This window comes from Bordetella genomosp. 6 (assembly GCF_002119705.1).
GTDB lineage: Bacteria > Pseudomonadota > Gammaproteobacteria > Burkholderiales > Burkholderiaceae_B > Bordetella > Bordetella bronchiseptica_F.
The window spans coordinates 2,204,027-2,226,727 of sequence record NZ_CP021107.1; the positions used below are offsets into that span (position 1 = coordinate 2,204,027).

Consider the following 22,701-nt stretch of genomic DNA (forward strand, 5'->3'; position numbering starts at 1 on the left):
ACTGCGCCGCGAGGCACGGCACCACGGACCAGCAATGCGCATGCCTGTGGTCAATCGCGCGGCAGCCGTCCCTGCATGCGCGGGCCCAGCGTGCGCCGGCTGGCGGCATAGTCGGCCCAGGGGTCGGGTTTGCGCCGCGCCTGCTCCAGCGCATTGGCGATGTTCCAGCGCGCGCCGCGCAAATCGTCGCCGGCGTCGAGCGCGTCCCAGGACAGCGGCATGGAAACGGGCGCGCCGTCGCGCGCCCGCGCCGAGAACGCGGCCACCGCGGTAGCGCCGTTGCCGTTGCGCAGGTAGTCCACGAAGATGCGCCGCTCGCGCCGGGCCTTGGCCATGTTGGCGGTGAACCGGTCGGGCAGGGCCACGGCCAGCTGGCGCGCCAGCGCGCGCGCGAAGTCCTTGACCGTGTCCCAGGGTTGCGTGGGCCGCAGCGGCGCCACCAGGTGCAGGCCCTTGCCCCCGGTCGTCTTGAGAAACGGCTCCAGCCCGACTTCCTGCATCAGCAGGCGGGCCATCTGCGCGCCTTCGACGATGGCCGGCCACCCCACGCCGGGGCCTGGGTCCAGGTCCAGGGTGATCCGGTCGGGCGTGTCGGGATGGCGGGTATCGGCGCCCCAGGTATGGAACTCGATGGCGCCATACTGCACCAGCGCGATCAGGCCGGGCAGCGATTCGATCACCAGATGCCCGCCGTCGCGCCGCACGCCGGCAGGCAGCGCCTGGCTCAGGTGCTTCTGGAAGAAGCAGGTCGTGCCGGCGCCGTCGGGACAGCGCAACAGCGCCACGCGGCGCTGGCCCAGGTGCGGCAGGATATGCGGGCCGATGGCGGCGTAGTACTCGGCCAGCTGCAGCTTGGTGTAGTCGGGCTCGCGATAGGCCAGCCGGTCCGGATGCGAGATGCCCACCCCGGCCACTTCGGCACGGCCGCCGCGGGCGCGGCGCGACGGCGCGGCCGTCCTGGCCGCCGGCGGCCGCTTGGCCGCTTCGCCGCGCACTTCGCTGGCCGGCTTGTCGGCGCGCAGGCCGGCGAACGAAGCCTGGCGCAGCAGGCCGTCGCGCGTGATGCCCGCATAATTCACTTCGGCCACCAGCTCGGGCCGGACCCAATGCATGGCGGCGTCGCCGCGGCCGCGCGGCACGTCGCCGGAAAACGGCTTGGCATCCTGGCGCAGCGCCGCCAGCCGCTGGCCCAGCGTGCGCAGCGTGGCCGCGCCGAAGCCCGTACCCACGCGGCCCGCATAGCGCAATCGGCGGCCTTCGCGCAGGCCCACCAGCAAGGCGCCCAGGTGGCGGCGCGCGCCGGTCGGTTCGGTATAGCCGCCGACGATGAATTCCTGGCGCGGGCGGCACTTCAGTTTCAGCCAGCTCTGCGAGCGGCCGGACCGGTAAGGCGCGTCCAGGCGCTTGCAGATCAGGCCTTCCAGGCTCAGCCGGCAAGCCTCGTTCCAGGCCGCCTTGCCTTCGGTGTCGTCGGCCACCGGCAGGCGTTGTGTCAGCATCAGCGGCGCGTCCTGGGGCACATCCTGCAGCAAGTCCTCGAGCCGCTCTTGCCTGGCTTGCAGGGGCAGGGCGCGCAGATCCTCGCCATTCCAGAAGGGAAGGTCGAACGCGACGAAAACCAGCCCTTCGGCCTGGCCGTCCAGCGCATTCTGCAACAGCTGGAAATCGGCCACGCCGCGCTCGTCGAGCACGACGACCTCGCCGTCGAGCCAGCCGCGCCCCAGCTTCAGCGCGCCCAGCGCGCGCGCCAGCGGCGCCATGCGGGCCTGCCAATCCTCGTTGCCGCGGCTGACCAGGCGCACGCCGCCGGCCGAGCAGGCCGCCAGGATGCGATAGCCGTCGTACTTGACCTCGTACGACCAGCCCGGACCATGCGGCGGACTGTCCACCAGGGTGGCCAGCTGCGGCGCCAGGGTGCGCGGCATGGCGGCACGGCGCCCGCGCGGCGCGGCCGCCGGGGCATGCCCCCGGGCGGGCGGCGGGGTGGCCGGCGCGCGTTCGGCGTCATCGCCCGGCACCGCCGCCTCGTCGTCTTCCTTGCGCAGCAGCCATTGGTCGTGCTCGCCGCTCATGCGCACCAGGACCCAGTCGCCGGCAAGACGCCGGCCGTGCAACGCGAAATGCAGCTTGCCGCGCCGCAAGCCCTGGCGTGGGTCGCCGCGCGGGATCCAGACGCCGCTGTCCCAGATGTCGACATGTCCGGCGCCGTACTGCCCCTTGGGAATGTCGCCAGAGAATCCGCCGTATTCGAGCGGATGGTCTTCGACATGCACCGCCAGGCGCTTGACGGACGGATCGCGCGACGGGCCCTTGGGCACCGCCCAGCTCACCAGCACGCCGTCGATTTCGAGGCGGAAATCGTAATGCAGGCGGCGCGCCTGATGGCGCTGGATGACGAAGGACAGGCCTTCGCTTGCGCGGGCGGCCGTGCGCCGGCGCCGCGCGGCGCCGGCCGGCTCGGCGGTGGCGCGGAAATCGCGCTTCTCGCGGTACTGCCGCAGTGACTGTGTCATGGGCGCGGTGCTCTCCTGTCAGGCCGCCTTGCGGGCCGGAGCGCGCCGCGCGGGCGTCTTGCGCGCCCGCTTGGCGGCGGCGCCCTTGGCCGTGGTTTTCCGGGCCGACGCGGCCTTTTTCGCCGGGGCCGCGGGCGCGCCGGCACGCCGCTTGCCGCGCTCCAGGCTCTGCTGCAGCATGGCCGCCAGGTCGATGACCTTGGCGCTGGCGCGCGGCGCGGCTTCGCCCGGCTCGGCCAGCTCATGCGTCTTGCCGGCGCGCACTTTCTTCTCGATGGCGGCCATCAGGTCGTCGCGATAGGCGTCGCGGTACTGCGCGGGGTTCCATTTGCGCGTCATGTCGTCGAGCAGGCGCATGGCCATGCGCAGTTCGCGCGTGCCGGGCTTGTCGTGCGTGGCCGCGTCATCCAGGCCGAATTCCTCGGCCGGCACGATCTCGTCGGCGTAGCGCATGGTGACCAGCATCAGCACCTCTCCCACCGGCATCACGGCCGCCAGGTGCTGGCGCGTGTGCAGCACGACCTGGGCAATGCCGATGCGGCCGCTTTCGCGCAGGGCGCGGTGCAGCAGCGCGTAGCCGGGCCCGCCACGCCGGTCGGGCGCCAGGTAGTACGGCGTGTCGAAGTAATACAGCGGCACTTCGTCGGCCTTGACGAAGTCGAGGATCTCCACGGTCTGCGTGGCGGCGACGTTGGCGCGGGCGAAATCCTCGTCGTTCATGTAGACGTACTCGCCTTTCTCGTACTCGTAGCCCTTGACGATATATTCGCTATCGATCGTGCGGCCAGTGCGCTTGTTGATGCGCTGGTAGCCCACCGGCGCATTGTCGCGCCGGTCGATCCAGTCGAAATCGAGCCGATTGGGCCGGCTCGCCGCATGGACCACGATGGGCACGTGCACCAGCCCGAACGCGATCGCGCCTTTCCAGACGATTCTGGCCATCATCCCTCCTTGTCAGGACGGCAGGCTCGGCAAACAGCGTGCCCGCCTCAGGTCAGCGGCGGCACAGCAGGGCGCCCACCAGCATGCCCACGCCAGCCGCGACGCCAACCGCCTGCCAGGGCCGCGCATGGACGAACTCGTCGGCGCAGTCGACCGCTTCGCTGGCTAGGCTGCTGGTGCTGTCGGCAAGCTGGGACCAGGCTTCGCGCGCCGCGTCCAGCTGTTGCCGCAAGCGGGTCTTCAGTTCTTCGATATCGGCGTATCGGGGATCGTCCAGCGTGGCGTGGATTTCGTCGAGCCAGCGCTGGCGCGCGCCGGCGGACATGGGCGCGGTCGGATCGGCGGGGAAGTTGGCGGGGCGCTTGGAAGTAGGCATGGCGGGCTGCTCCGGTTGGGGGAAAAGGGTGGGACAGGAAGCCGGCAAGGCGCTGCGTCAGGGCCGGGCCATGGCCCGGCAAGCGCTGGCGCAGGCATGACAGGCCGTGGCGCATTCCTGGCAGTGGCGAGGCTCGTGGCGTGCGCATTCGTCGCCGCAGGCTTCGCATATCCGCGCGCACAAGGTGCACATATCGGTAGAAAATTCGCTTTCGCGCGCCATCAGGGCGGCGCACAGGCGGCAGGCGGCGGCACAATCCAGGTCCAGTGCGATGCAGCGGGCCATATCGGCGCCGTGGCCCTCGCGCAGGCAGCTGCTCGCGCAGTAGTCGCACGCGGCGGCGCAACGGCCGCAGGCCTGCAGGCATTCGACAACGTGAGTATTGAGCATGACCATCTCCTTGGGGCAAACCACGCGTGCCGCAAGCGGCGCGCCTGGCGCCGCGCGCTCAGACTTGCTTGCAAATGGAGACCAGCCGTGATGGCGGCGCGCCGCGCCGCCCACTACCATGAACTGTACGCAATCTCTTGCGCGAGGTGCAACATGTCCAAGGCCAGACCCGTGCGCGGAACCAGCGCGCGCGACGATCCGTCACTCGATCAAGCCAAGGTGCTGCCGCCGCGCGGCCCGGTGCTGGTGCCCAATCTGCCGCCCAAGCCGCCGGCAAGCCCTCGGGCCGGCAAGCAGGGGCCGGCGGTGGACAACCAGACCGAATCCAATTGGGCCGATGGTGCGGCGCCGCAGCCACGCGCCAAGAACGCCCGTTCATCGATCTACTGAGTCCGGCCAGGCCGCCACGAAGGCCAGCAGGCGGCGTTCGTCGGCCGCCAGCCCGCGCGGCCCGGCCGGCGCGGCGCCGCCCGCCGGCAAGGCGCCGTCCAGGTAGGCCTGGACGATGCCGGGATGGATGTAGCAGGCGCGGCACACCGCCGGCGTGTTGGCCAGGCGGGCGGCCACCAGCTTGACGACCTCGGCCACGGCCGCGCGCCGCGCCGCGGCGTCCGCGGCCGGGCAGCGCACCAGCAGCGCAAGCGCCAGCACGGAGGCCGCCCAGGTCCGGTAGTGCTTGGCGGTGAAGTCGCCGCCGCCGGCCTCGCGCAGATAGGCGTTGATCAGTTCCGAATCCACCGGGCGCGGCTCGCCGTCTTCGTCCAGATAATGGAACAGCTGCTGGCCGGGCAGGTCCAGGCAGCGCTTGACCACGCGCGCGATGCGGCGGTCGCGCACGGTGACATCGTGGGCCACGCCGCTCTTGCCGGTAAAGCGCAGGCGTAACCGGCTTCCCTGCAGCGAGGCATGGCGGCGCGTGACGGTGGTCAGGCCGAACGAACCGTTCTCGCGCGCGTAGGCACGGCTGCCGACCCGCGCCAGCGTGGTTTCCAGCAGGCGCACCACGGTGGCGGCGACCTTGTCCGGCGCCAGGCCGCGGCCGGACAGGTCGCGCGCCACACGCCGCCGGATGCGCGGCAGGGCGCGGCCGAACTCTTGCAGCTGGCCGTACTTGGCCGCGTCGCGCCAGGCCCGCCAGTCGGGGTGGTAGCGATACTGCTTGCGTCCGCGGGCGTCGCGCCCGGTGGCCTGCAGATGCCCGTCCGCGCGCGCGCAGATCCACGCTTCGCGATAGGCGGGGGGAATGGCCAGCGCCGCGATGCGCGCCAGCGTGCCAGGGTCGCGCACCCGGCGGCCGTCCGCATCGTAGTAGGCGAACTTTCCGCCGGGCAGCCGGCGGCGCGTCAGGCCGGGACGGCTGTCGTCCACATAGCGCAGCGCGGCGGGCGCCGCGGCGCTCACGAGCGGCGCGCGCCCTGGCCCCGGTTGCGCTGGCTGGATTGATCCTGGTTGCTGCCTATCTGCGATACGTGGCCGTCCTTCTTGGTGCGCGACTGCTGGCTGCCATGGCTGCGCTGCGCTTCGCGCTCGGTGTCGTCATCCTGCTTGCGGTCGTGGGAGGTGGGGGTAGGTTTCATGGTCGAGGGCTCTGGATTGCCCGCCGCGCGCCACAGGGCGTGGTAGTGCGGCAGGCGTTGCAAGGCATAGCGGGCGCTGTCGCGGCGTATGGTGTTGCGCGCGCCGTCGAACCGCGCCGTTTCGGTATAGACCGTGGGCTGGGCGTCGGCCGGGCCGGCCTTGAACAGCCACGCATAGCACTGGGTGCCGGCCGGCGTGCCATCGGCGGGCTCGTCGGCGACACCGGTGTTGGCGATCGCCACGTTGGCGTCGCTGTGGCGCGCCGCGCCCAGGGCCATGGCGCGCGCCACGGCTTCGCTGGTGAGGTTGTGGCGGCGCAATATGCCGGGCGCCACGCCCAGGCAGCGGGTCTTGGCCTGCGGCGAATAGACGACATAGGCGCAGTCGAGCAGGGCCCCGGCGCCGGGTTCCTCGGCCAGCAAGGAGGCAATCAGGCCGGCGGTGCAGGATTCCGCGGTGACCAGCGTCAGCCGCTGTTCCTGCATGTAAAGGGCGGTGCGTTGCAAGGCGTTCATGGCGTTTTCCTGGACAGTTGGCGGCAAGCGGCATGCCTGCGCGTTCAGGCCGGGCGGCCCGCGCCGACCCGCGCGCCCACCACCATTTCGGTGGCCCAGTTGAGCAGGATGGACGAATAGGCCTGCTGGCAGCGCTTGTCGCTCAGCGCGTGGTCGGCGCCGTCGACGATGCGATGGGTCAGCGAATGCGAGTGCAGGAACGCGCCGCGATAGCTCATGATGGTCGAGTGCGGGATGTAGTCGTCGTGCTCGGCCTCCACGATCAGCACGTCGCCCCGAAACGACGAGCAGGCGCTCAGCGCGCGGTTGCCTTCCGGCGCCACGGTGGCATGGCGGTAGGCGGCGATGGCGGCGCGGTCGAGCTGCAGCTTGGGCTGGGCCCATTCGTCGTCGCGGTACAGCGCCGGCACATGCAAGGCCAGCCAGCGCACCGCGCGCAGCGTGGTCAGGATGGCGGCCAGATAGCCGCCATAGCTGCTGCCGACCACCGCGATGGCGGACGTGTCGACGGCCGGGTGGGCGATCAGCGCGTCATAGGCCGCCATGATGTCGCGCAGGCTGTCCTCGCGCGTGACCTGGCGCCGCTGCGCCTCGGTGGCGGCGTGGCCGCGCAGATCGAAGGTGAGGCAGATGCAGCCCAGGCCGGCGATGTCGCGCGCGCGGCTGAGGTCGAAGCGCTGGCTGCCGCCCCAGCCATGGACGAACAGCACGCCGGGCAGCTTGGCGCGCGGCGTCAGCAAGGTGCCCGCCACCTGGGTGTCGAACACGGGGATCGTGATGGTCTCGCTATGTGTCGTCATGGTCCGTGCCGTTGTCTTCCGTGATGCCGCCCGCCTTGGAAATGAAGCCGACCTCGGCGTCGCGGGCGTGGAATACGATGCGGGTGCCCGGCGGGTGCGCCGGGTCCGGGCCATAGTGCTCGCTGGTGGCGGCGTGCGCGCGCCGCAGGCTGCCATCCTGCGCGAACGCGCGCAGCGCGGCGATCTCGGCCAGGCTGGCCCCGCCGGCCCGCCACGATTGTTCCAGCACGCCGGTGCGCCAGCGGCCCCGCGCATCGCGGCCGCGCGCCACGTCGTAGTTGCGGCGCGACGCATACAGGCGCGGGTAGCAGGCGAACGCCTGTTCGTCATAGCGCATGGCGTGCTCCAGCGCGGCGCGCCGCGGCGCGTCCAGGTCCAGCTGCAGCAGGGCGGACAGGGGGCCCGGCACGAACCAGAGGTCCGAGCCGCCGTAGACTTCCTGGCCCGCGTGGTCCAGCGTCAGCGACTGCGTGCCGATGTAGCTGGCCACGTGTTCGCCCACCTGCGCCACGCCAACGCTGTAGGTCGAGATTTCTTCCAGGTGCTGCTCCAGCACCAGGCCATAGCGGCGCACTTCGCCGGCGTCCTGCTCGGCCAGCGCCTGTTCCAGGGCCGCCGCCTCGGCGACCTTGCGCTGGCCGCGGCCGGCGGTGGCGCGCACGGGCTTGATGCGCAGCGGGCCGGCGCGCAGCATCCGCGCGCCGGCCTGGCGCGCCTCGTCCAGCGCAAAGACCGTATACCCGGGCAGCACGCTGTCGGACAGCCGCGCGCCCAGTTCGCGCGACCAGGCCGCCGGGGCGGCGCACCGGTCATGCGGCAACGCATGGGTGATCGCCTTGGTGGCGACGAAGCCATGCGGCGCGACGCCGCCGAACAGGTCGTCCGGACCCTGGATGCCCAGGGCCAGCGCGCGGCCGCCGAGCAAGGTGCGAGCTGGCACGTAATAGACGCGCAGTCGCGGGTCGCGTTCTGCCGCGGGCAGCGTGTCGGCGTACTCGCAATCCAGCAATTCGGCAATGCCGCGCGCCAGCGCGCGCAGGCTGGCGCGCTCGTGGCGCGGCGCGTCGCGCCGGCCCGGATGGGCGACCACCAGATCGACGGGACGGCGCGTTACAGCGGCGGTAGGGCTCATGGGCGGGTCCGGAAGCGGAAACAGCGCCGCAGCAGCAAGCGCCGTGCCCGGGGTCAACCGGCCGCGGCGCGCCGGTGGCGCCATTCGGTGCCCAGGTAGGCCGGCAGCGCCACGCACAGCGGTATCCAGGCGTACAGCAAGCGGTACATCAGCACCGCGCCCAGGCTTTCGCTGGCCGGCATGCGCGTGGCCAGGGCGGCGGCGAACAGCGCCTCGATCACGCCCAGCCCGCCCGGAATGTGGGCCACCAGCGCGGCGATGCTGCTGAACAACAGGATGGCCAGGACTTCCGGATAAGGCGCGCGGCCTTGCAGCAGGACGTAGATGATGCCGCCCATGATGGCCCATGACACGCCGGCCAGGCCCATTTGCCGCAGCGCGGTCGGCAGGTCCGGCAGCACCCAGCGGTGGCCGCGCAAGGTGTAGGCGCGCCGCCGTGCGTAACGGCACAGGTACAGATAGGCCAGCGCGCCGGCCAGCAGCGCCGCGCCCACGGTGCGCAGCAGGCCCGCGCCCAGATGCCACCCGGCTGGCGTGGGCATCTGGCCGGCCAGCAGAAGGGCGCCGGCCAGCCAGGCATAGCCGACCCAGTTGGTGGCCGTGGCGAACGCCACCACACGCAGGCCGCAGGCGGTGCGCAGGCCGTGGCGCCCGTACAGCCGCAGCCGCACGGCGACCCCGCCCAGCAGGACGCCCAGGTTCAGGTTCAGCGCGTAGCTGGTCATGGCGATGGTCGCCACCCGCCACGCGGGCAGGTGATGGCCGGCATAGCGGCGCGCCAGGATGTCGAAGCTGGCGTAGGCCAGGTAGCCGGCCAGCGCCAGCGCGGCGGCCAGCGCCACGGCCGGGCCGGGTATATCGTGCGCGGCGCGCGCCACCGCGTGCCAGTCGATGCGGCGCGCCTGGTAGAGCAGCACCCCGACGACGCCCAGGCCCACGATGCCGGCCAGCCATGCGCCCAGGCGGCGCCTGCGGTGTCCATGATGGTGCGCGTGCGTCATGTCGCATCGTCCGGTTGGCCTTGGCCGTCGGGCCGCAGGGTCTGGATGCGGGGTTTGTGGGCGGGCAGGCTGCCGGCCCAGGCGGGAAAGCGCCGCAGGAAGTGGTAGACCAGCGCGCCGGCGAACAGCCGACGCAGCTGGCGCCCGGCGCCATCGTGTTTCGGCGCCGGCCGGCAATGATCGATCGCCAGCCGTTCCAGCCGCTCTCGCAGGCCGCTGGCGAAGGCGCTGTCGCGCACCTCGACATTGGCCTCCAGGTTCAGCGCCAGGCTGAACGGATCGAGATTGCTCGACCCTACCGTGGCCCACTCGTCGTCGACGCTGGCGACCTTGCCGTGCAGCGGGCGCTCGCAATACTCGAGGATCTCCACGCCGGCCTCGGCCAGGGCGTCGTACAGCAGGCGCGCGCCCAGCTGTGCGATGGGCATGTCGGGCTCGCCTTGCAGGATCAGGCGCACGCGCACGCCGCGCGCGGCAGCCGCGCGCAGGTCGCGCAGCAGCCGGTAGCCGGGAAAGAAATACGCGTTGGCGATCACGATATCGCGGCGCGCGGCCCGGATCGCCACGCGGTAGCTTTGCTCGATATCGTTGGTGTGCCGGTCGTTGTCGCGCACCACCAGGCGTGCGCGCGCCGGGCCGGCCGCTTGCGGCGGCGCGGCCGGCCGCGCGCGGCGCCAGCGCCGCCGCGGCACGGCGGCCAGCGCGGCGCGCGCGAAATCGCGGATGTCGGCAGCCAGCGGGCCGGCGATCTCGATGGCGTAGTCCTGCTTGGACTGGGGGCCGTAGTCGTCGAGATGGTCGGCCGAGAAATTCAGCCCGCCGACGTAGGCCAGCGTGCCGTCGATGGCGACGATCTTGCGGTGCAGGCGGCGAAACAGATTGGTGCGCATGCCCAGCAGGCGCGGGCGCGGATCGAATACGTGGAAACCCACGCCCAGTTCGACCAGGCCGGCGATGAATTCCGGCGGCAGACTGTCCGAGCCATAGCCGTCGACGGTGATGTCGATACGCACGCCGCGCCGCGCCGCCGCCATCAGCGCCTCGCGCAGCTCGCGCCCGACCGCGTCGTCGAAGAGGATGAAGGTTTCGATGAGGATTTCCTCGCGGGCCTTGCCGATGGCTGCGTAGACGCGCGGGAAATAGCTGCCGCCATTCTCGAGAATGGCGAAGCGGTTGCCGTCGCGCCAGGGCGTGCTCACAGCGTTACCTCGGCGGCCAGCGGTACATGGTCGGACAGCCGCGACCACGGACGCCGGCTCAGGCGGCGCGGCTCGGATGCGGCCACGTTGCGCACGTAGATGCGGTCCAGCCGCAGCAGGGGGCAGGCGGCCGGAAAGGTGCGCGCCGCGTGCCCCAGCGCCAGCCGGTGCACGTCGGCCAGGCCGCAGCGCGCCAGCGTCGCGTCGGCGCGCTGGCGCCAGTCGTTGAAGTCGCCGGCCAGCAGGGCCGCGGCCTGCGCCGGCACGTGCTGGCGCAGGTATGCGCACAGGCGCCGCAGCTGCTCCTGGCGATGCGCCTCGCGCAGGCCCAGGTGCACGCACAGGGCGTGCAGGGGCGCGGGCGCGTCGCGCACGTCCAGCACGCAGTGCAGCATGCCGCGCGGCTCGTGCGCGGCGCCCACGCTCAGGTCCTCGTTGCGGTGCGAGACGATCGGGTACTTGGACAGTACGGCGTTGCCATGATGGCCATCGGGGTAGACGGCGTTGCGTCCATAGGCATAGGCGCTCCACAGCGTGTCGGCCAGGAACTCGTACTGCGAGACCGTCGGCCAGCGCGCGTGGCGCGCCGCGTGACGCTGGTGTTCGCCCAGCACTTCCTGCAGGAACACGAGATCCGGCCGCGCCTCGCGCAGGGCCTCGCGCAGTTCGTGCAGGATGAAGCGGCGGTTGAAACTGGTGAAGCCTTTGTGTGCATTGACGGTCAGGATCCTGAGCCGGATCGGTTCTGGCGGCATGGGCGCTCCGGGCGGCGAGATGCCGCAGCCCCAGCAAGCGCCGTGCCCGCGCGGCGATGGCGCGGGCACGGCGCTTGCGCTACGCTGGCTTTCGATGGTTTGCGCCCCGCCCCAAGGAGACGACGATGTCCGCCACGTTGCGCTGTCACGTACCCCCCAAACCCGATCCCATTCCGCCGGATTCGCCGCCCGGCGACCTGCCGGTCGATCCGGATACCGACGATCCCGATATCGACCTGCCGCCGCCCGACGCGCCGGGCGAGCCTGTCAGGCGCCTGACAAGCTCGCCAGCCAACGCGCCACGACTGCAATGATGGCCAGCATGGCCACTGCGACCAGCCAGCGCCGCGCGATCGCGCGGCGCCGCTGTTTCGATTCCTCTGTCCGCATGTCCTGATCCTCCTGATGCCGCGGCAGGCGAGCACGCGCCGTGCCCGCGCGGGCCGGCCGCTTGCGCAGGCCGGGCCGCGGCGGTGTTTTTTACATGCGGCTTGACACTTTTGCGGGGGCCGATATATCGTAAGATCTATATCTTAAGATATAGGTGACCCTATGCATCCATTTCATGCCTTTGCCATGGCCGCGCACGGCGGCCGCCGCGGCGGCCATGCCGGGGGACGGCATGGCGGCGGCCACGGCGCCGGCGGCGACGGTCCAGACTGGCGGCGCGGCCGCAAGTTTTCGGCCGACGACCTGCAGCTGATGATCCTGGCGCTGCTCGAAGAAGGCCCCAGCCATGGCTACGAGCTCATCAAGGCGCTGGGGGCGCGCAGCCGCGGTTTCTATACGCCCAGCCCGGGCATGGTCTATCCCACCCTGACCTGGCTGGAAGAGGCCGGCCACGCCACGGTCAGCCAGGACGGCGCGCGCAAGCACTACCACCTGGCCGAGCCGGGCCGCGCGCATCTGCAGGCCAACCGCGAGCGCGTCACCCTGTTGATGGCGCAGCTGGCCCACGTCGGCCGCAAGATGGAGTGGATGCGGCGCGCCTGGGCCGGGCAGCCCATGGAAGCCGGCCCCGAGGGCGAGGACCTGGCCACCGGCTGGCTGCCCGAGTACGTGCAGGCGCGCATGGCGCTGAAACAGGCGCTGGCGCGCCACGCCGAGGCCACGCCGGCGCGGCAGCGGCAACTGGCGGCCATCCTGGCGCGCGCTGCCGCCGAGCTCGACGGCCTGTCGTCCTGATACAAATTTCCCTGGAAGACCTGCAATGCCCCCAACCGAACTGAACGTGCAGCGGGTACGCCATCCGCTGAAAATGCGCCTGCTCGAAGTCAAGCGCGTGACGCGGCCCACGCCGCACCTGGCGCGCATCACCCTGGCCGGCGACGATCTGCGCGACTTCGTCTCGGCATCGTTCGACGACCACGTCAAGGTGTTCTTCCCGCCGCCCGGCGCGGCACGGCCGGTCCTGCCCGAACTGGGACCGGACGGCCTGGTGTTCGCCGAGGGCGAACCCCGTGCGCCCATGCGCGACTACACGCCGCGGCGCCACGACGCGCGCGCCGGCGAGCTCGACCTGGAGTTCGTGCTGCATGGCGAAGGGCCGGCCGCCAGCTGGGCGGCCCAGGCCCAGCCGGGGCAGCAACTGGGCGTGGCCGGGCCGCGCGGCTCGTTCGTGGTGCCGCTCGAGTACGACTGGCATCTGCTGGTGGGCGACGAAAGCGCCTTGCCGGCCATCGCCCGCCGCCTCGAGGAACTGCCGCCCGGCAAGCCCGCCATTGCCGTGATCGAAGTCACCGACCCGGCGGCCCGGCTGGCGCTGTCGACCCGCGCGCAGGCCAGCGTGCAATGGCTGCTGCGCGAATCGGCCGGCAGCCGCCTGCCCGAGGCGGTGCGCGCGCTGCGGCTGCCGCCGGGCGAAGGCTACGCCTGGGCCGCGGCCGAATCGACCGTTGCGCGCGCCGTGCGGCAGGCGCTGGTCGACACGCACGGGCTGGACAAAAGCCGTATCCGCGCCGCCAGCTACTGGAAGCGCGGCCAGGCGGCGGTGCACGAAACGCACGATTGAGCCGTCGCCGGACTTGTGACACCGACGCAACACGGCGCCGGGCCCGGCCGCTCGCGCGTCCTCGCAAACGCGACAGAAAATGGTGCATTTCTTACAAAAAGCACACATTTCTCGCGTATCCAGCCGCTACTCTCGCAAAAAACAATGCAAGATGTTGCGAACTGGAGACCCGATGCGTACCGTCCGCCGCCGTTCCACAGCGCGATCCGCCCCGTTGCCGGCCATGCTGGCCGCCGCCGGCCTGCTGCAATCGCTGGGCGCGACGCCCGCGGCCGCGGCCTGCGCACCCACGCTGGCGCCTGCCAGCGGGCAGAGCGTGCAATGCGACGGCATCGTGGCCAACCAGTCGGTGGAGGCGGCGGCCGGCAGCCAGGACGTAAGCATTACGGTGGCGCCCGGCGCGCTGTTCTCGACCAACGCCACGCGGGCGCTGTCGGTCGATGAGCGCAGCCGCATCGTCAACGAGGGCACGATCGAGATGGCCGGCGGCGCCGGCTCCTCGCGCGGCGCCATGGTGGGGTTCGGCAACGACAACCAATTGATCAACAGAGGTTCGATCAGGACTTCCGGCAGCGGCGTGCGGGGCATTTCGGTGCCCAACGTAGGCAGCACGGGGACGCTGGTCGACAACAGCGGCAGCATCGTCACTCAGGGCGGCAGCGCGCACGGCATCGCCATCAACGGACCGGGCAACCGCGTCGAGAACAGCGGCACCATCACGGTCAACGGCACCGATGCCAAGGGCGTGTACCTGCAGGGCGGCAGCCCCACGGCCAACGTGCTGGTCAACAGCGGCACCATCCACGCCCGCGGCGCCAGCAGCAACGGCATATTCGGCCCGGACGGCGTGCATGTGAACACCACCAACGCCAACGGCTTCCATGCCCGCGTCGAGAACCTGCCCGGCGGGCGCATCATCAGCGATCACTCGTACGCGCTGCGCGGCCAGAACGGCAACGATACCTTCATCAACGCCGGCTACCTGGAAGGGCATGGCGGGGCCGGCGGCGGCACGGCTGTCTACATGGGCCCCCAGGGGACGGGCACGCTGATCCTGCGCACCGGCTCGGCCATCGCCGGCCTGGCCGACGGCGGCGCGGCGGCCAGCCATGCCTATCTGGAAGGCAGCGGCACGGTGGACAACCCGTTCGCCAATTTCCGCACCCTGACCATGCGCGGCGCCGACTGGCGCTGGACCTCGGACGCCGCGTTCACCGAAAGCGTGGATCTGCGCACCGGTACGTTCTTCCTTGCCGGCACGCTGGCCAGCCCGGCCAACAGCCTGGCCGCCGGCGCGGTGCTGGCCGGCACCGGCACGCTGGCCGGCGCGTTGCGCAACGCTGGCGAGATCCGGCCCGGCCCGAACGACGGCAGCGGCTTCGGCGCGCTGACCGTGCGCGGCGATTACGCCAGCGCGGGCGGCACCCTGCGCGTCAACACGGTGCTGGCCGGCGACGGGGCCGCCTCCGACAGGCTGGTCATCGATGGCGGGCGGGCCAGCGGCAGCACCCCGGTCACCGTCGTCAACCGGGGCGGGCAGGGCGCCCTGACCGCGGCCGACGGCATCCTGGTGGTCCAGGCCATCAATGGCGCCAGGTCGGATGCCGGGGCCTTCTCGCTGGCCGCTCCCCTCAACGCCGGCGCATACGAGTACCGGCTGTACCGCGGCGGCGCGACCGGCGGCGCGCCGGATAGCTGGTACCTGCGCTCGCGTGCCTATCTGGTCGACGACCGACTGGCCGGCAGCCTCACCGAAGCCGAGGCGATCGCCGACGACATCGCCCGGCGAACCGGCGAACGGCCGAGCATCGAGGACACGCCGCTGTACCGGCCCGAGGTGGCGCTGTACAGCGGCATTCCCATGCTGGCGCGGCGCATGGGCCTGGCCCAATTGGGCACCTTCCACGAGCGGCAGGGCAACCAGGCGCTGCTGGCGCGCGACGGCGAACGCGTCGCGGCCTGGGCGCGCGTCTTTGGCGGCAACAGCAAGCAGGCCCTCGACGGCGATGCGCAACCCGGCATCGACGCCCGTCTGGCCGGCGTGCAGCTGGGGCAGGATCTCTACAGCAGGGTGCGCCCCGACGGCGGGCTGCACCGCTTCGGGCTGTTCGGCGGCTATGCGCACGCGCGCGGCGACACCCATGGCTCGGCGGGCGGCGAGCGCGACGCCGCCACCGGCCGGCTGACCATCGACGGCTACAGCGTCGGCGGCTACTGGACCTATGTCGGCCCGCGCGGCTGGTACGTGGACACCGTGCTGGCCAATACCTGGATGGACATCGACACCGATTCCAAGGCCGGGCGCGACGCCGATACGCGCGGACAGGCGTTCACGGCCTCGCTGGAAAGCGGCTACCCGCTGGCGCTGTCCGAGCGCTGGACGCTGGAGCCGCAGGCGCAGCTGATCTACCAGCGCACGCGCGTGGACGACTTCTCGGACGCCGTGTCCGAAGTGCGCATCCGCGACGACAACGCCTTGACCGCCCGGCTGGGCGCCCGGCTGCAGGGCGAGTACGCGGCCGCAGTCCATGTGTGGCGCCCTTATGCGGCGCTGAACTTCTGGCGCACGTTCAGCGGCGAGAACACCATCGTGCTGGGCCAGGACAGCATCGATACGCGGCGCGGCGCGACCTCGCTCGAACTGGCGGCCGGGGCCAGCGTGACGCTGGCCCCCAGCCTGGCCCTCTACGGCAGGCTGGCCTACGCCACCAGCATCGACAGCCAGTACCTGCGCGGCGCTTCGGCGCAACTGGGCATGCGCTACACCTGGTAAGGCGGCGCGCTGCCCGCCTCGGCCACCCAGCACAAGGTGTTGACCAGGGCCATCTGTTCGGCGCTGCGGCAGCGCACCGCCGTCAGCGCCGGGCTGGCGACCAGGATGGCCAGCGTGCGCGCGCGCGATATCGCCACGTTGAGGCGATTGCGGCTGAACAGGAACTCCAGGTCGCGCGGCAGGTAATCGCCGCTGGAGGTCGCCATGGACACGATCACGACCTGGGCCTCCTGGCCCTGGAACTTGTCCACCGTGCCCACGCGCGCGCCGTCCGGCAGGGCAGCGCGCAGGGTATTGACCTGCACGTTGTACGGCGCGACGAACAGGATGTCGTCCAGCGTCAGCGGCGCGGGCGCGCCGGATTCGTCCACATAGCGCTGGCGCAGCAGGAGCGCGCACAGTTCCGCCACGCGCGCGGCTTCCTCGCGGCTGGATTGCGTATTGCCGTCGTGCGCCACCGGCACGTAGCGGATGCCGTGCGCGGGCAGTTCGCGGCCGGCCGCCTCGTCGAGCAACAGGCGGTGGGCCGCGGTGGCCGGCGCCGCGCGCAGCCTGCCGTCGTAGATGGCTTGCGAAATGAAGCCGCAGATCTGCGGATGCATGCGGTAGGAGGTGTCGAGGAAAATGCCCTGCGAGGCCGCGATGGTGGCCTCGCCGTCGAGCAGGTATTCCAGCGCCGATTCGCCCGAGCGGCCCGGATGCGTGCCCTGGCTGGGCTGGCCAAGCTGCATCTGGTCGCCCAGCAGCACGATGTTGCGCGCGCACTGGCCCATGGCGACGAGGTTGGCCAGGCTGACCTGGCCCGCTTCGTCGACGAACAGGTAGTCGAACGCCTGCTCGAACTCGGGGCGGGCAAACAGCCAGGCGGTGCCGGCCACCAGTTGATGGCGCGCGGGATCGACATCCTTGTTGTCGAACACGTCCTCGATCTGCGTGCCGCCCAGGCAGCTGTCGTCGCCAGCGCTGGTGGATTTCTTGGCCCCGCGCAGGGCAAAGCCTTCGCGTTCGGCCAGCCGCTCCAGGCCGGCCAGCAGGTTGTTGATGGCGTGGTGGCTGTTGGACGACACGGCCACGCGCTGGCCGGCGCGCAGCAGCTGCAGCAGCACCCGCGAGCCGGTGTAGGTCTTGCCGGCGCCTGGCGGCCCTTGCAGGAACAGAGTCGTTTCGTCCATGCGCGCCACGATGTCCAGCACCTGGGGCAGCAGTTCGGCGCGCGGCGCAACCAGCGGCGCGCCGCTGGCCAGGCCGCGGATGCGCGGGAGCTCGCGGCGCAGCAGCGCATCCACGGCGCGCATCGGCGTGGATGCGCCGTCCGGCGCCCGGCACACCGCGTCGCCGTAGCGAAACACCGCGTTGACCAACTCCTTGTTGTTGACCGGCGCCGCGGGCCCCAGCGCCATGCGCGGCGGCGGCGCGGGCTTGCGCGCACCGCAGGTGAAGCTGGCCAGGCGCGCGTGCGGGTCGACGACCAGGTTGGCCAGGCTGGCGCCGGTGCGTACGTCGGTACAGCGCGAGCCGGTGCGCAGCTTGGTTTCCTGCGCGGGATAACGGTAGGTATAGCGCAGCGACTGCGCCTGCCGCACGGGCGGCGCGGCGTCGTCGCGCACCAGTCCTCCCAGGCATTCGGCGTCTTCGACCAGCTCGCCGTCGGTGGCCTCGGCGCGGGCGAACCAGGCCCACCACGCCGGCTTCTGCTCGCGCCGATGGAAGTCCAGCAACTGGTAGACCAGCGCCCGGAAAGCGTCGCGCGGCGACCAGTCGGCTTCGTCGGCCGGCAGCGCCTCGGCCAGCGCGGCCTGGTAGGGCAGCAGGCGGCGCTCGGCCTCGGTCATTTCGCCGATGACCGCCCGCGCGGCGTCGAGGTCTTGCTGGCCGGCCTCGTCGAGCCAGGGCAGGCCGGCGGGACGGATGCCGCACAGCCAGTCGCGCAGGCGCCAGGTGGAGATCACGTCGTCGCGGTTGTAGTCGGCGATGTCCTGCAGCAGGCGCGCCTCGCCGGTGGCTTTCCAGCGCTCGTAGTACACGATGCTGGCGCCGGCGCTGGTGACTTCGCCCGCGCGCTGCGGCAGGTAGAAATGCTCGATGTACTTGATCGAATAGCTGGGCTCGGACACGCGCAGCCCTTCGCGCACCACGCGGTACAGGTCCACCAGCTTGCCGGCGCGCAGCAGGTGGTCGACCTCGGCTTCCCGGGTGCCGTGCAGCGACATCAGCTTCTTCAAGGCCGTGGCCTCGTAGGGCGCGTAGTGATAGATATGCGCATCGGGGTGGCGGCGCAGCCGTGCGGCCACGAAATCCATGAAGGCTTCGAAGGCCTGCTTCTCCTGGCGCCGGTCGTGGGCCCAGAACGGCACGAAGCGTTCGACGCCGTCGTCGATCACGTACAGGCCGAACAGGTACTCGAGGCCGCCGTCTTCGAGCGGATCGCCTTCCATGTCGAAGAACATGTCGCCGGGGTCCGGGCGCGGCAGGCGCGCCAGGCCGCGTGGCCCGTCGCCCTGCGCCGCCAGCAGTTCGTAATGGCGCGCGCCATCGACGCGGGCGCGCCATTGCAGGGCGGCCTGCGCGCGCAGCCGCTGCAGCGCGCCGGCTTCGATGCCGGCCACCCGCGCGTGCTCGGGCAGGGCGCCAAGCTGCGCCAGCGTGGTCACGCCCTGGGCGTTGAGGCGCCGGGTCTGCTGGCGCGAGATGCCGGCCACCAGCGACAGATGGTCGTCGGCGACGCGGCGGGCCTCGCAGCCCGCGCGCCAGCGACATTGCGGACAATGCTCGCAGGGTTCGGGATAGGTCGGCGGCGCCGGCGTGGCGGCGGTCGCGGCCTCGAAGCGGCGCAGCACCTGCCGCAGGTAATGGGCGTAGTCGGCCACGCGCAGCGCCAGTTCGCGGCCGCTGCCCAGCACCACGTGCATGCTGCGCGGCGCGACGCCTTGCGCGTGCTCCAGCAGCCAGGCGTAGAACGACAGCTGCAGCACGAAGCTGGCGCGCGGGCTGCGCGCCAGCTTGGTGTCCAGCGCCTCGTAGCCGTAGCCGCCCAGCGCCGAGGGGTGTTCGGTGCGCAGCAGGAAATCGGCATGCCCCACGTAGGGGCCATGACAGAGCGCGGCCTGGTAGATGACCGGGGCGCCCGCGGCCATCGCCGCGCGCGTGGCGGCCAGCCGCGCCGGCAGGTCCGGGCCGGCGCGCGTGACGTCGGCCAGGTCGGGGTGGCGGGCGCGCAGGCGCTCCAGCCAGGCCTGCTCGTGCGCCTGGCCCTTGGCCTGCACCAGCGCCATCTGTCCGTCGTCGGCCGGCGTCGGCACCTGGCCCGCGTCGAGCGCGCGCAGGTCCAGCTGCGTCAGGTGTTCGCAGGCCAGGAAGCCCACCAGGTCCGAGGCGGCGTAGCGCCGCGTTGCGCCGAGCTGCTGCATGGCGCTTTCAGTCTTCCTGCAGGGCCGCGAAGCGCTCGGCCAGGAAATCGACCAGCGTGCGCACCGACGACAGCAGGCCGCGCCGCGACGGGAACACCGCGTGGATCAATTCGCGGCACGGCGCCCAGTCGGGCAACAGGCGCACCAGGGTGCCATCGGCCAGCTGGCCGCGCACCATCATCGAGGGCAATTGCACCACGCCCACGCCGGCCACCGCCGCGCTGCGCAGCGCCAGCATGTCGGTGGTGACCATGCGCGGGGCCAGGGGCACCGTGGCCTGCGTGCCTTGCGGATCGGTCAGCAGCCAGTTGTGCGGCTGGTTCGGCTGGCCCAGCGCCAGGCTGGGCCAGGCAGCCAGGTCGGCGGGCAGGGCGGGCGCGCCATGGCGCTCGAGCAGGGCGGGGCTGGCCACCAGGCATTGGCCGCGGTCGGCGAACGGGCGCATCACCAGGTCGCTGTTCTCCAGCGGCGGCGGGCGCACGCGGATCGCCACGTCCACGCCTTCGCCCAGCACGTCCACGCGGCGGTTGCTGGCGTCCAGGTGCAGGGTGACGCGCGGATAGCGCAGCATGAATTCGCCCAGCATGGCGCCGACATGGGTATGCAGCAGGGCCACGGGACAGGACAGCCGCACCACGCCGCGCGGCTCGACCTGCGCGGCGTCGATGGCCTCCTGCGCCGCCTCGGCCTCCACCAGCATGGCCTTGCAGTGTTCGTAATAGGTCTGGCCGATGTCGGTGACCGAGAAGTGGCGCGTCGAACGCTGGATCAGGCGCACGCCCAGCCGTTCTTCGAGCACGGCGATGCGCCGGCTCAGCTTGGATTTCGGCATGCCCAGGGCGCGGCCGGCCGGGGCGAAGCCACGGTGATCGACCGTCTGAACGAAGTAATAGAGGTCGTTGAGATCCTGCATGGACGCCCCTCGATAGTTCTGAAAATAGGACAGCGCGGCCCGGAATCGCAGTCTACCCGTATTTTCGATCCGGCTGCATGCTGGCGCACGCCTGCTGCTATGCTGCCAACCAGGGCGTCCACACGCGAGGTTCCGAACATGGCCAGACTCCACATCATCATCTGCAGCACGCGGCCCGGCCGGGTCGGGCCGGCCGTGGCCGACTGGTTCCATGGCCAGGCGCTGGCGCATGGCGGCTTCGAGGTGGAACTGGTGGACCTGGCGCAGGTCGGGCTGCCGCTCTACGACGAGCCGCGCCACCCCATGCTGCAGCAGTACGAACATGCGCACACGCGCGCCTGGAGCCGCAGCGTGGCCAGCGCCGACGCGTTCGTGTTCGTCACGCCGGAATACAACTACGGGCCGCCGCCGGCGCTGGTCAACGCCCTGAACTATGTCTACAAAGAGTGGAACTACAAGCCGGCGGCGTTCGTCAGCTATGGCGGCGTCTCCGGCGGCATGCGCGCCGTGCAGGCCGAAAAGCAGATCCTGACGACCTTGCGCATGGTGCCCATCTTCGAATACGTGGCCATCCCCATGGTGGCCGAACGCCTGGACGCGGCAGGCCGCTTCCAGCCCGAACCCATCCACGACAGCATGGCCCTGGGCCTGCTGACCGAACTGCGCCGGTTCAGCGACGCCTTGCAGGTGTTGCGCGAGCCGGCGTCCGCGCCATGATCCCGGACCCTGTCACGCCATCCTCCATGAACCGTACGCAAACCACGAACGCCACGCGCCCCTTCCGCTCGGTGCTGTATACCCCCGGCGCCAATGCGCGCGCGCTGGCGCGCGCCCGCGAACTCGATGCGGACGCGCTGATCCTCGACCTGGAAGACGCGGTCGCCGTGTCGGCCAAGGAAGAAGCGCGCGCGCAGGTCGCCAATGCCTTGCGCGCGGGCGGCTTCGGACGGCGCAGCGTCATCGTGCGCGTCAACGGCCTGGATACGCCCTGGGGCCGCGACGATGTGCGGGCGCTGGCGCCGCTGGGCCCGCATGCGATGCTGCTGCCCAAGGTCGAGCATCCCGGACAGCTGGCGCGCGCCGCCGCGCTGGCGGCCGAGGCGGGCGCGCCGGACCTGGCGTGGTGGGCCATGATCGAAACGCCGTTGGCCATCCTCGATATCGGCGCCATTGCCGCCGCGGGCGGGCCGCTGCAAGCGCTGGTGGCGGGCACCTCGGACCTGGTCAAGGCGCTGCATGCGCGCCACACGCCGGGGCGCGCCGAAGTCCTGGCCGCGCTGTCGATGACGGTGCTGGCCGCGCGCGCGCACGGGTTGCTGGCGCTCGACGGCGTGCACCTGGACCTGGCCGACGCCGAAGGCCTGCGCCAGGCCTGCCAGCAGGGCCGCGACCTGGGCTTTGACGGCAAGACGCTGATCCATCCGCGCCAGATCGACAGCGCCAATGCCGCCTTCGGGCCGTCGGAAGCCGAGGTCGTGCGCGCGCACGCCATCATGGCCGCCTGGCAGGACGCGCAGGCGCGCGGCGTGGGCGTGACCGTGGTCGACGGCATGCTGGTGGAAGCGCTGCACGTCGAGGACGCGCAGCGCGTGCTGGCGCTGGCCCAGGCCATCGCCGCGGACTGAACCCGCCGCGTATCAGGGCCGGAAAATATCCGGCGGCATGTGCTCGACGATGTCGCAGGCGCGCTTCAGGTGCGCCTTGACCTCGGCGGCGGCCTTGCGGCCGTTGCCGTCGACGATGGCCTGGGCGATGCGGCGGTGCTCGTCGATCGACGCCTGGATGGACTGCGGCGTGATCGCGCCGCCGAGCTGGAACATGATCAGCGGTAGCTGCAGCTTGCGGATCAGCTCGGCCAGCTGCGCATTGGCGCTGAGGTCGGCAATGGCCTGGTGGAAGCGCCGGTTCTCGTCGAAGTAGGAAGGCCCGGCGGCCAGCGAGTGCTCGTCCCAGATCGGGCCGATGGCCTGCAGGAAACGCGCCTTGGCGGCCGGATCTGCCATGCATTCGGCGGCGCGGCGGGCCGCCAGCGCTTCCAGTTCGGCGCGTATCTCGAACAGTTCCAGCATCTCCGCCTTCGAATAGCGGCGCACCATGGTGGTCTGGTTGGGAATGCTCTCGACCAGCCCCTCGGCCGACAGGCGCCGAAACGATTCGCGCACCGGGCCGCGGCTGACGCCCAGCTGGCGCGTCAGATCCGCCTCGACCAGGCGCTGGCCGGGCACCAGGCGCCCGCTGAGTATGCCTTGGCGCAGCGTGTCGACCACGTACTCGAGCGTGCTGCCGGAAGTTGCGTTGGGCTTGCTGGTTCCTGTCATGGCGTCCATTCGGATAGGCGATAACCCTGATTGTACGACAAGTTGACGAACGTTATTGTCCTACAAAAACGTGCATCA

General features: G+C 71.4%; 21 protein-coding genes. 7 read left to right on the forward strand and 14 right to left on the reverse strand.

The genetic code is table 11. The features are described from left to right. Positions 1-50 precede the first annotated feature (50 nt). From ligD to CAL11_RS10300, 4 genes are read right to left on the reverse strand one after another with little or no spacing between them, the layout of a single operon-like run. A complete protein-coding gene (ligD, locus tag CAL11_RS10285) occupies positions 51-2,513 on the reverse strand; it encodes a DNA ligase D (RefSeq protein ID WP_086092852.1) in 2,463 nt (820 codons plus the stop codon). Between the two features lie 18 nt (positions 2,514-2,531). Then, entirely contained in the window at positions 2,532-3,458 is a 927-nt protein-coding gene (locus CAL11_RS10290; protein WP_086092853.1) for a Ku protein, read from the reverse strand. A 49-nt stretch (positions 3,459-3,507) separates the two neighbouring features. Next, positions 3,508-3,831 carry a DUF883 family protein gene (locus CAL11_RS10295; protein WP_086092854.1) on the reverse strand — a complete coding sequence of 108 codons (324 nt, stop codon included), beginning with the start codon at positions 3,829-3,831 and terminating at the stop codon, positions 3,508-3,510. A gap of 57 nt (positions 3,832-3,888) precedes the next feature. Further along, entirely contained in the window at positions 3,889-4,221 is a 333-nt protein-coding gene (locus CAL11_RS10300; protein WP_033454474.1) for a four-helix bundle copper-binding protein, read from the reverse strand. 90 nt (positions 4,222-4,311) lie between these two features. Here CAL11_RS10300 and CAL11_RS10305 point away from each other — a divergent pair, with 90 nt between their 5' ends. Next, positions 4,312-4,611 (forward strand): hypothetical protein, encoded by a 300-nt coding sequence (locus CAL11_RS10305; RefSeq protein ID WP_086092855.1) that lies wholly within the window; start codon positions 4,312-4,314, stop codon positions 4,609-4,611. Here CAL11_RS10305 and CAL11_RS10310 read toward each other — a convergent pair. From CAL11_RS10310 to CAL11_RS10340, 7 genes are read right to left on the reverse strand one after another with little or no spacing between them, the layout of a single operon-like run. Beyond that, positions 4,597-5,622 carry a DNA topoisomerase IB gene (locus CAL11_RS10310; RefSeq protein ID WP_086092856.1) on the reverse strand — a complete coding sequence of 342 codons (1,026 nt, stop codon included), beginning with the start codon at positions 5,620-5,622 and terminating at the stop codon, positions 4,597-4,599. The two genes, CAL11_RS10305 and CAL11_RS10310, sit on opposite strands and share 15 nt — an antisense overlap. Then, positions 5,619-6,314 carry a CinA family protein gene (locus CAL11_RS10315; RefSeq protein WP_167382480.1) on the reverse strand — a complete coding sequence of 232 codons (696 nt, stop codon included), beginning with the start codon at positions 6,312-6,314 and terminating at the stop codon, positions 5,619-5,621. The genes CAL11_RS10310 and CAL11_RS10315 overlap by 4 nt, the downstream gene beginning before the upstream one ends. Before the next feature lie 44 nt (positions 6,315-6,358). Further along, positions 6,359-7,114 (reverse strand): alpha/beta hydrolase family protein, encoded by a 756-nt coding sequence (locus tag CAL11_RS10320; protein ID WP_033466260.1) that lies wholly within the window; start codon positions 7,112-7,114, stop codon positions 6,359-6,361. Beyond that, positions 7,101-8,246: a DUF3182 family protein gene (locus CAL11_RS10325; RefSeq protein WP_086092857.1), complete on the reverse strand. Its 1,146-nt coding sequence runs from the start codon at positions 8,244-8,246 to the stop codon at positions 7,101-7,103. The genes CAL11_RS10320 and CAL11_RS10325 overlap by 14 nt, the downstream gene beginning before the upstream one ends. A gap of 53 nt (positions 8,247-8,299) precedes the next feature. Then, positions 8,300-9,247, reverse strand: a complete 948-nt coding sequence (locus tag CAL11_RS10330; protein WP_086092858.1) for a lysylphosphatidylglycerol synthase domain-containing protein — start codon at positions 9,245-9,247, stop codon at positions 8,300-8,302. Further along, complete coding sequence (gene clsB / locus CAL11_RS10335) at positions 9,244-10,446, reverse strand: cardiolipin synthase ClsB (protein ID WP_086092859.1); 1,203 nt, start codon at positions 10,444-10,446, stop codon at positions 9,244-9,246. The genes CAL11_RS10330 and clsB overlap by 4 nt, the downstream gene beginning before the upstream one ends. Next, complete coding sequence (locus CAL11_RS10340) at positions 10,443-11,201, reverse strand: endonuclease/exonuclease/phosphatase family protein (RefSeq protein WP_086092860.1); 759 nt, start codon at positions 11,199-11,201, stop codon at positions 10,443-10,445. Before CAL11_RS10340 ends, clsB begins: the two co-directional genes overlap by 4 nt. A 125-nt stretch (positions 11,202-11,326) precedes the next feature. Between CAL11_RS10340 and CAL11_RS10345 the strand changes: the two genes are divergently transcribed. The 4 genes from CAL11_RS10345 (at position 11,327) to CAL11_RS10360 (ending at position 15,985) form a co-directional block, all read left to right on the forward strand. Further along, on the forward strand, positions 11,327-11,515 hold the full coding sequence (locus tag CAL11_RS10345; RefSeq protein ID WP_167382481.1) for a hypothetical protein: 189 nt from the start codon (positions 11,327-11,329) through the stop codon (positions 11,513-11,515). A gap of 238 nt (positions 11,516-11,753) precedes the next feature. Beyond that, positions 11,754-12,386 carry a PadR family transcriptional regulator gene (locus tag CAL11_RS10350; protein WP_086092862.1) on the forward strand — a complete coding sequence of 211 codons (633 nt, stop codon included), beginning with the start codon at positions 11,754-11,756 and terminating at the stop codon, positions 12,384-12,386. 25 nt (positions 12,387-12,411) lie between these two features. Further along, positions 12,412-13,212 carry a siderophore-interacting protein gene (locus CAL11_RS10355; RefSeq protein WP_086092863.1) on the forward strand — a complete coding sequence of 267 codons (801 nt, stop codon included), beginning with the start codon at positions 12,412-12,414 and terminating at the stop codon, positions 13,210-13,212. Between the two features lie 172 nt (positions 13,213-13,384). Continuing rightward, positions 13,385-15,985 (forward strand): autotransporter outer membrane beta-barrel domain-containing protein, encoded by a 2,601-nt coding sequence (locus CAL11_RS10360; protein ID WP_086092864.1) that lies wholly within the window; start codon positions 13,385-13,387, stop codon positions 15,983-15,985. Here the strand turns inward: CAL11_RS10360 and CAL11_RS10365 are convergent. After that, positions 15,973-19,392, reverse strand: coding sequence for a TM0106 family RecB-like putative nuclease (locus CAL11_RS10365; RefSeq protein ID WP_086092865.1), 3,420 nt, complete (start codon positions 19,390-19,392; stop codon positions 15,973-15,975). The two genes, CAL11_RS10360 and CAL11_RS10365, sit on opposite strands and share 13 nt — an antisense overlap. Positions 19,393-19,399: 7 nt before the next feature. Next, positions 19,400-20,305 (reverse strand): LysR family transcriptional regulator, encoded by a 906-nt coding sequence (locus tag CAL11_RS10370; RefSeq protein ID WP_086092866.1) that lies wholly within the window; start codon positions 20,303-20,305, stop codon positions 19,400-19,402. Positions 20,306-20,443: 138 nt separating this feature from the next. On the opposite strand from CAL11_RS10370, the gene CAL11_RS10375 reads away from it, so the two are divergent. Together CAL11_RS10375 and CAL11_RS10380 are read left to right on the forward strand one after the other, a co-directional pair. Next, positions 20,444-21,022, forward strand: a complete 579-nt coding sequence (locus CAL11_RS10375; protein WP_033466274.1) for an NADPH-dependent FMN reductase — start codon at positions 20,444-20,446, stop codon at positions 21,020-21,022. After that, on the forward strand, positions 21,019-21,930 hold the full coding sequence (locus CAL11_RS10380; protein ID WP_086092867.1) for an HpcH/HpaI aldolase/citrate lyase family protein: 912 nt from the start codon (positions 21,019-21,021) through the stop codon (positions 21,928-21,930). Before CAL11_RS10375 ends, CAL11_RS10380 begins: the two co-directional genes overlap by 4 nt. 12 nt (positions 21,931-21,942) lie before the next feature. Here the strand turns inward: CAL11_RS10380 and CAL11_RS10385 are convergent, their stop codons facing one another. Beyond that, positions 21,943-22,623, reverse strand: a complete 681-nt coding sequence (locus tag CAL11_RS10385; RefSeq protein WP_033466286.1) for a GntR family transcriptional regulator — start codon at positions 22,621-22,623, stop codon at positions 21,943-21,945. Positions 22,624-22,701 lie beyond the last annotated feature (78 nt).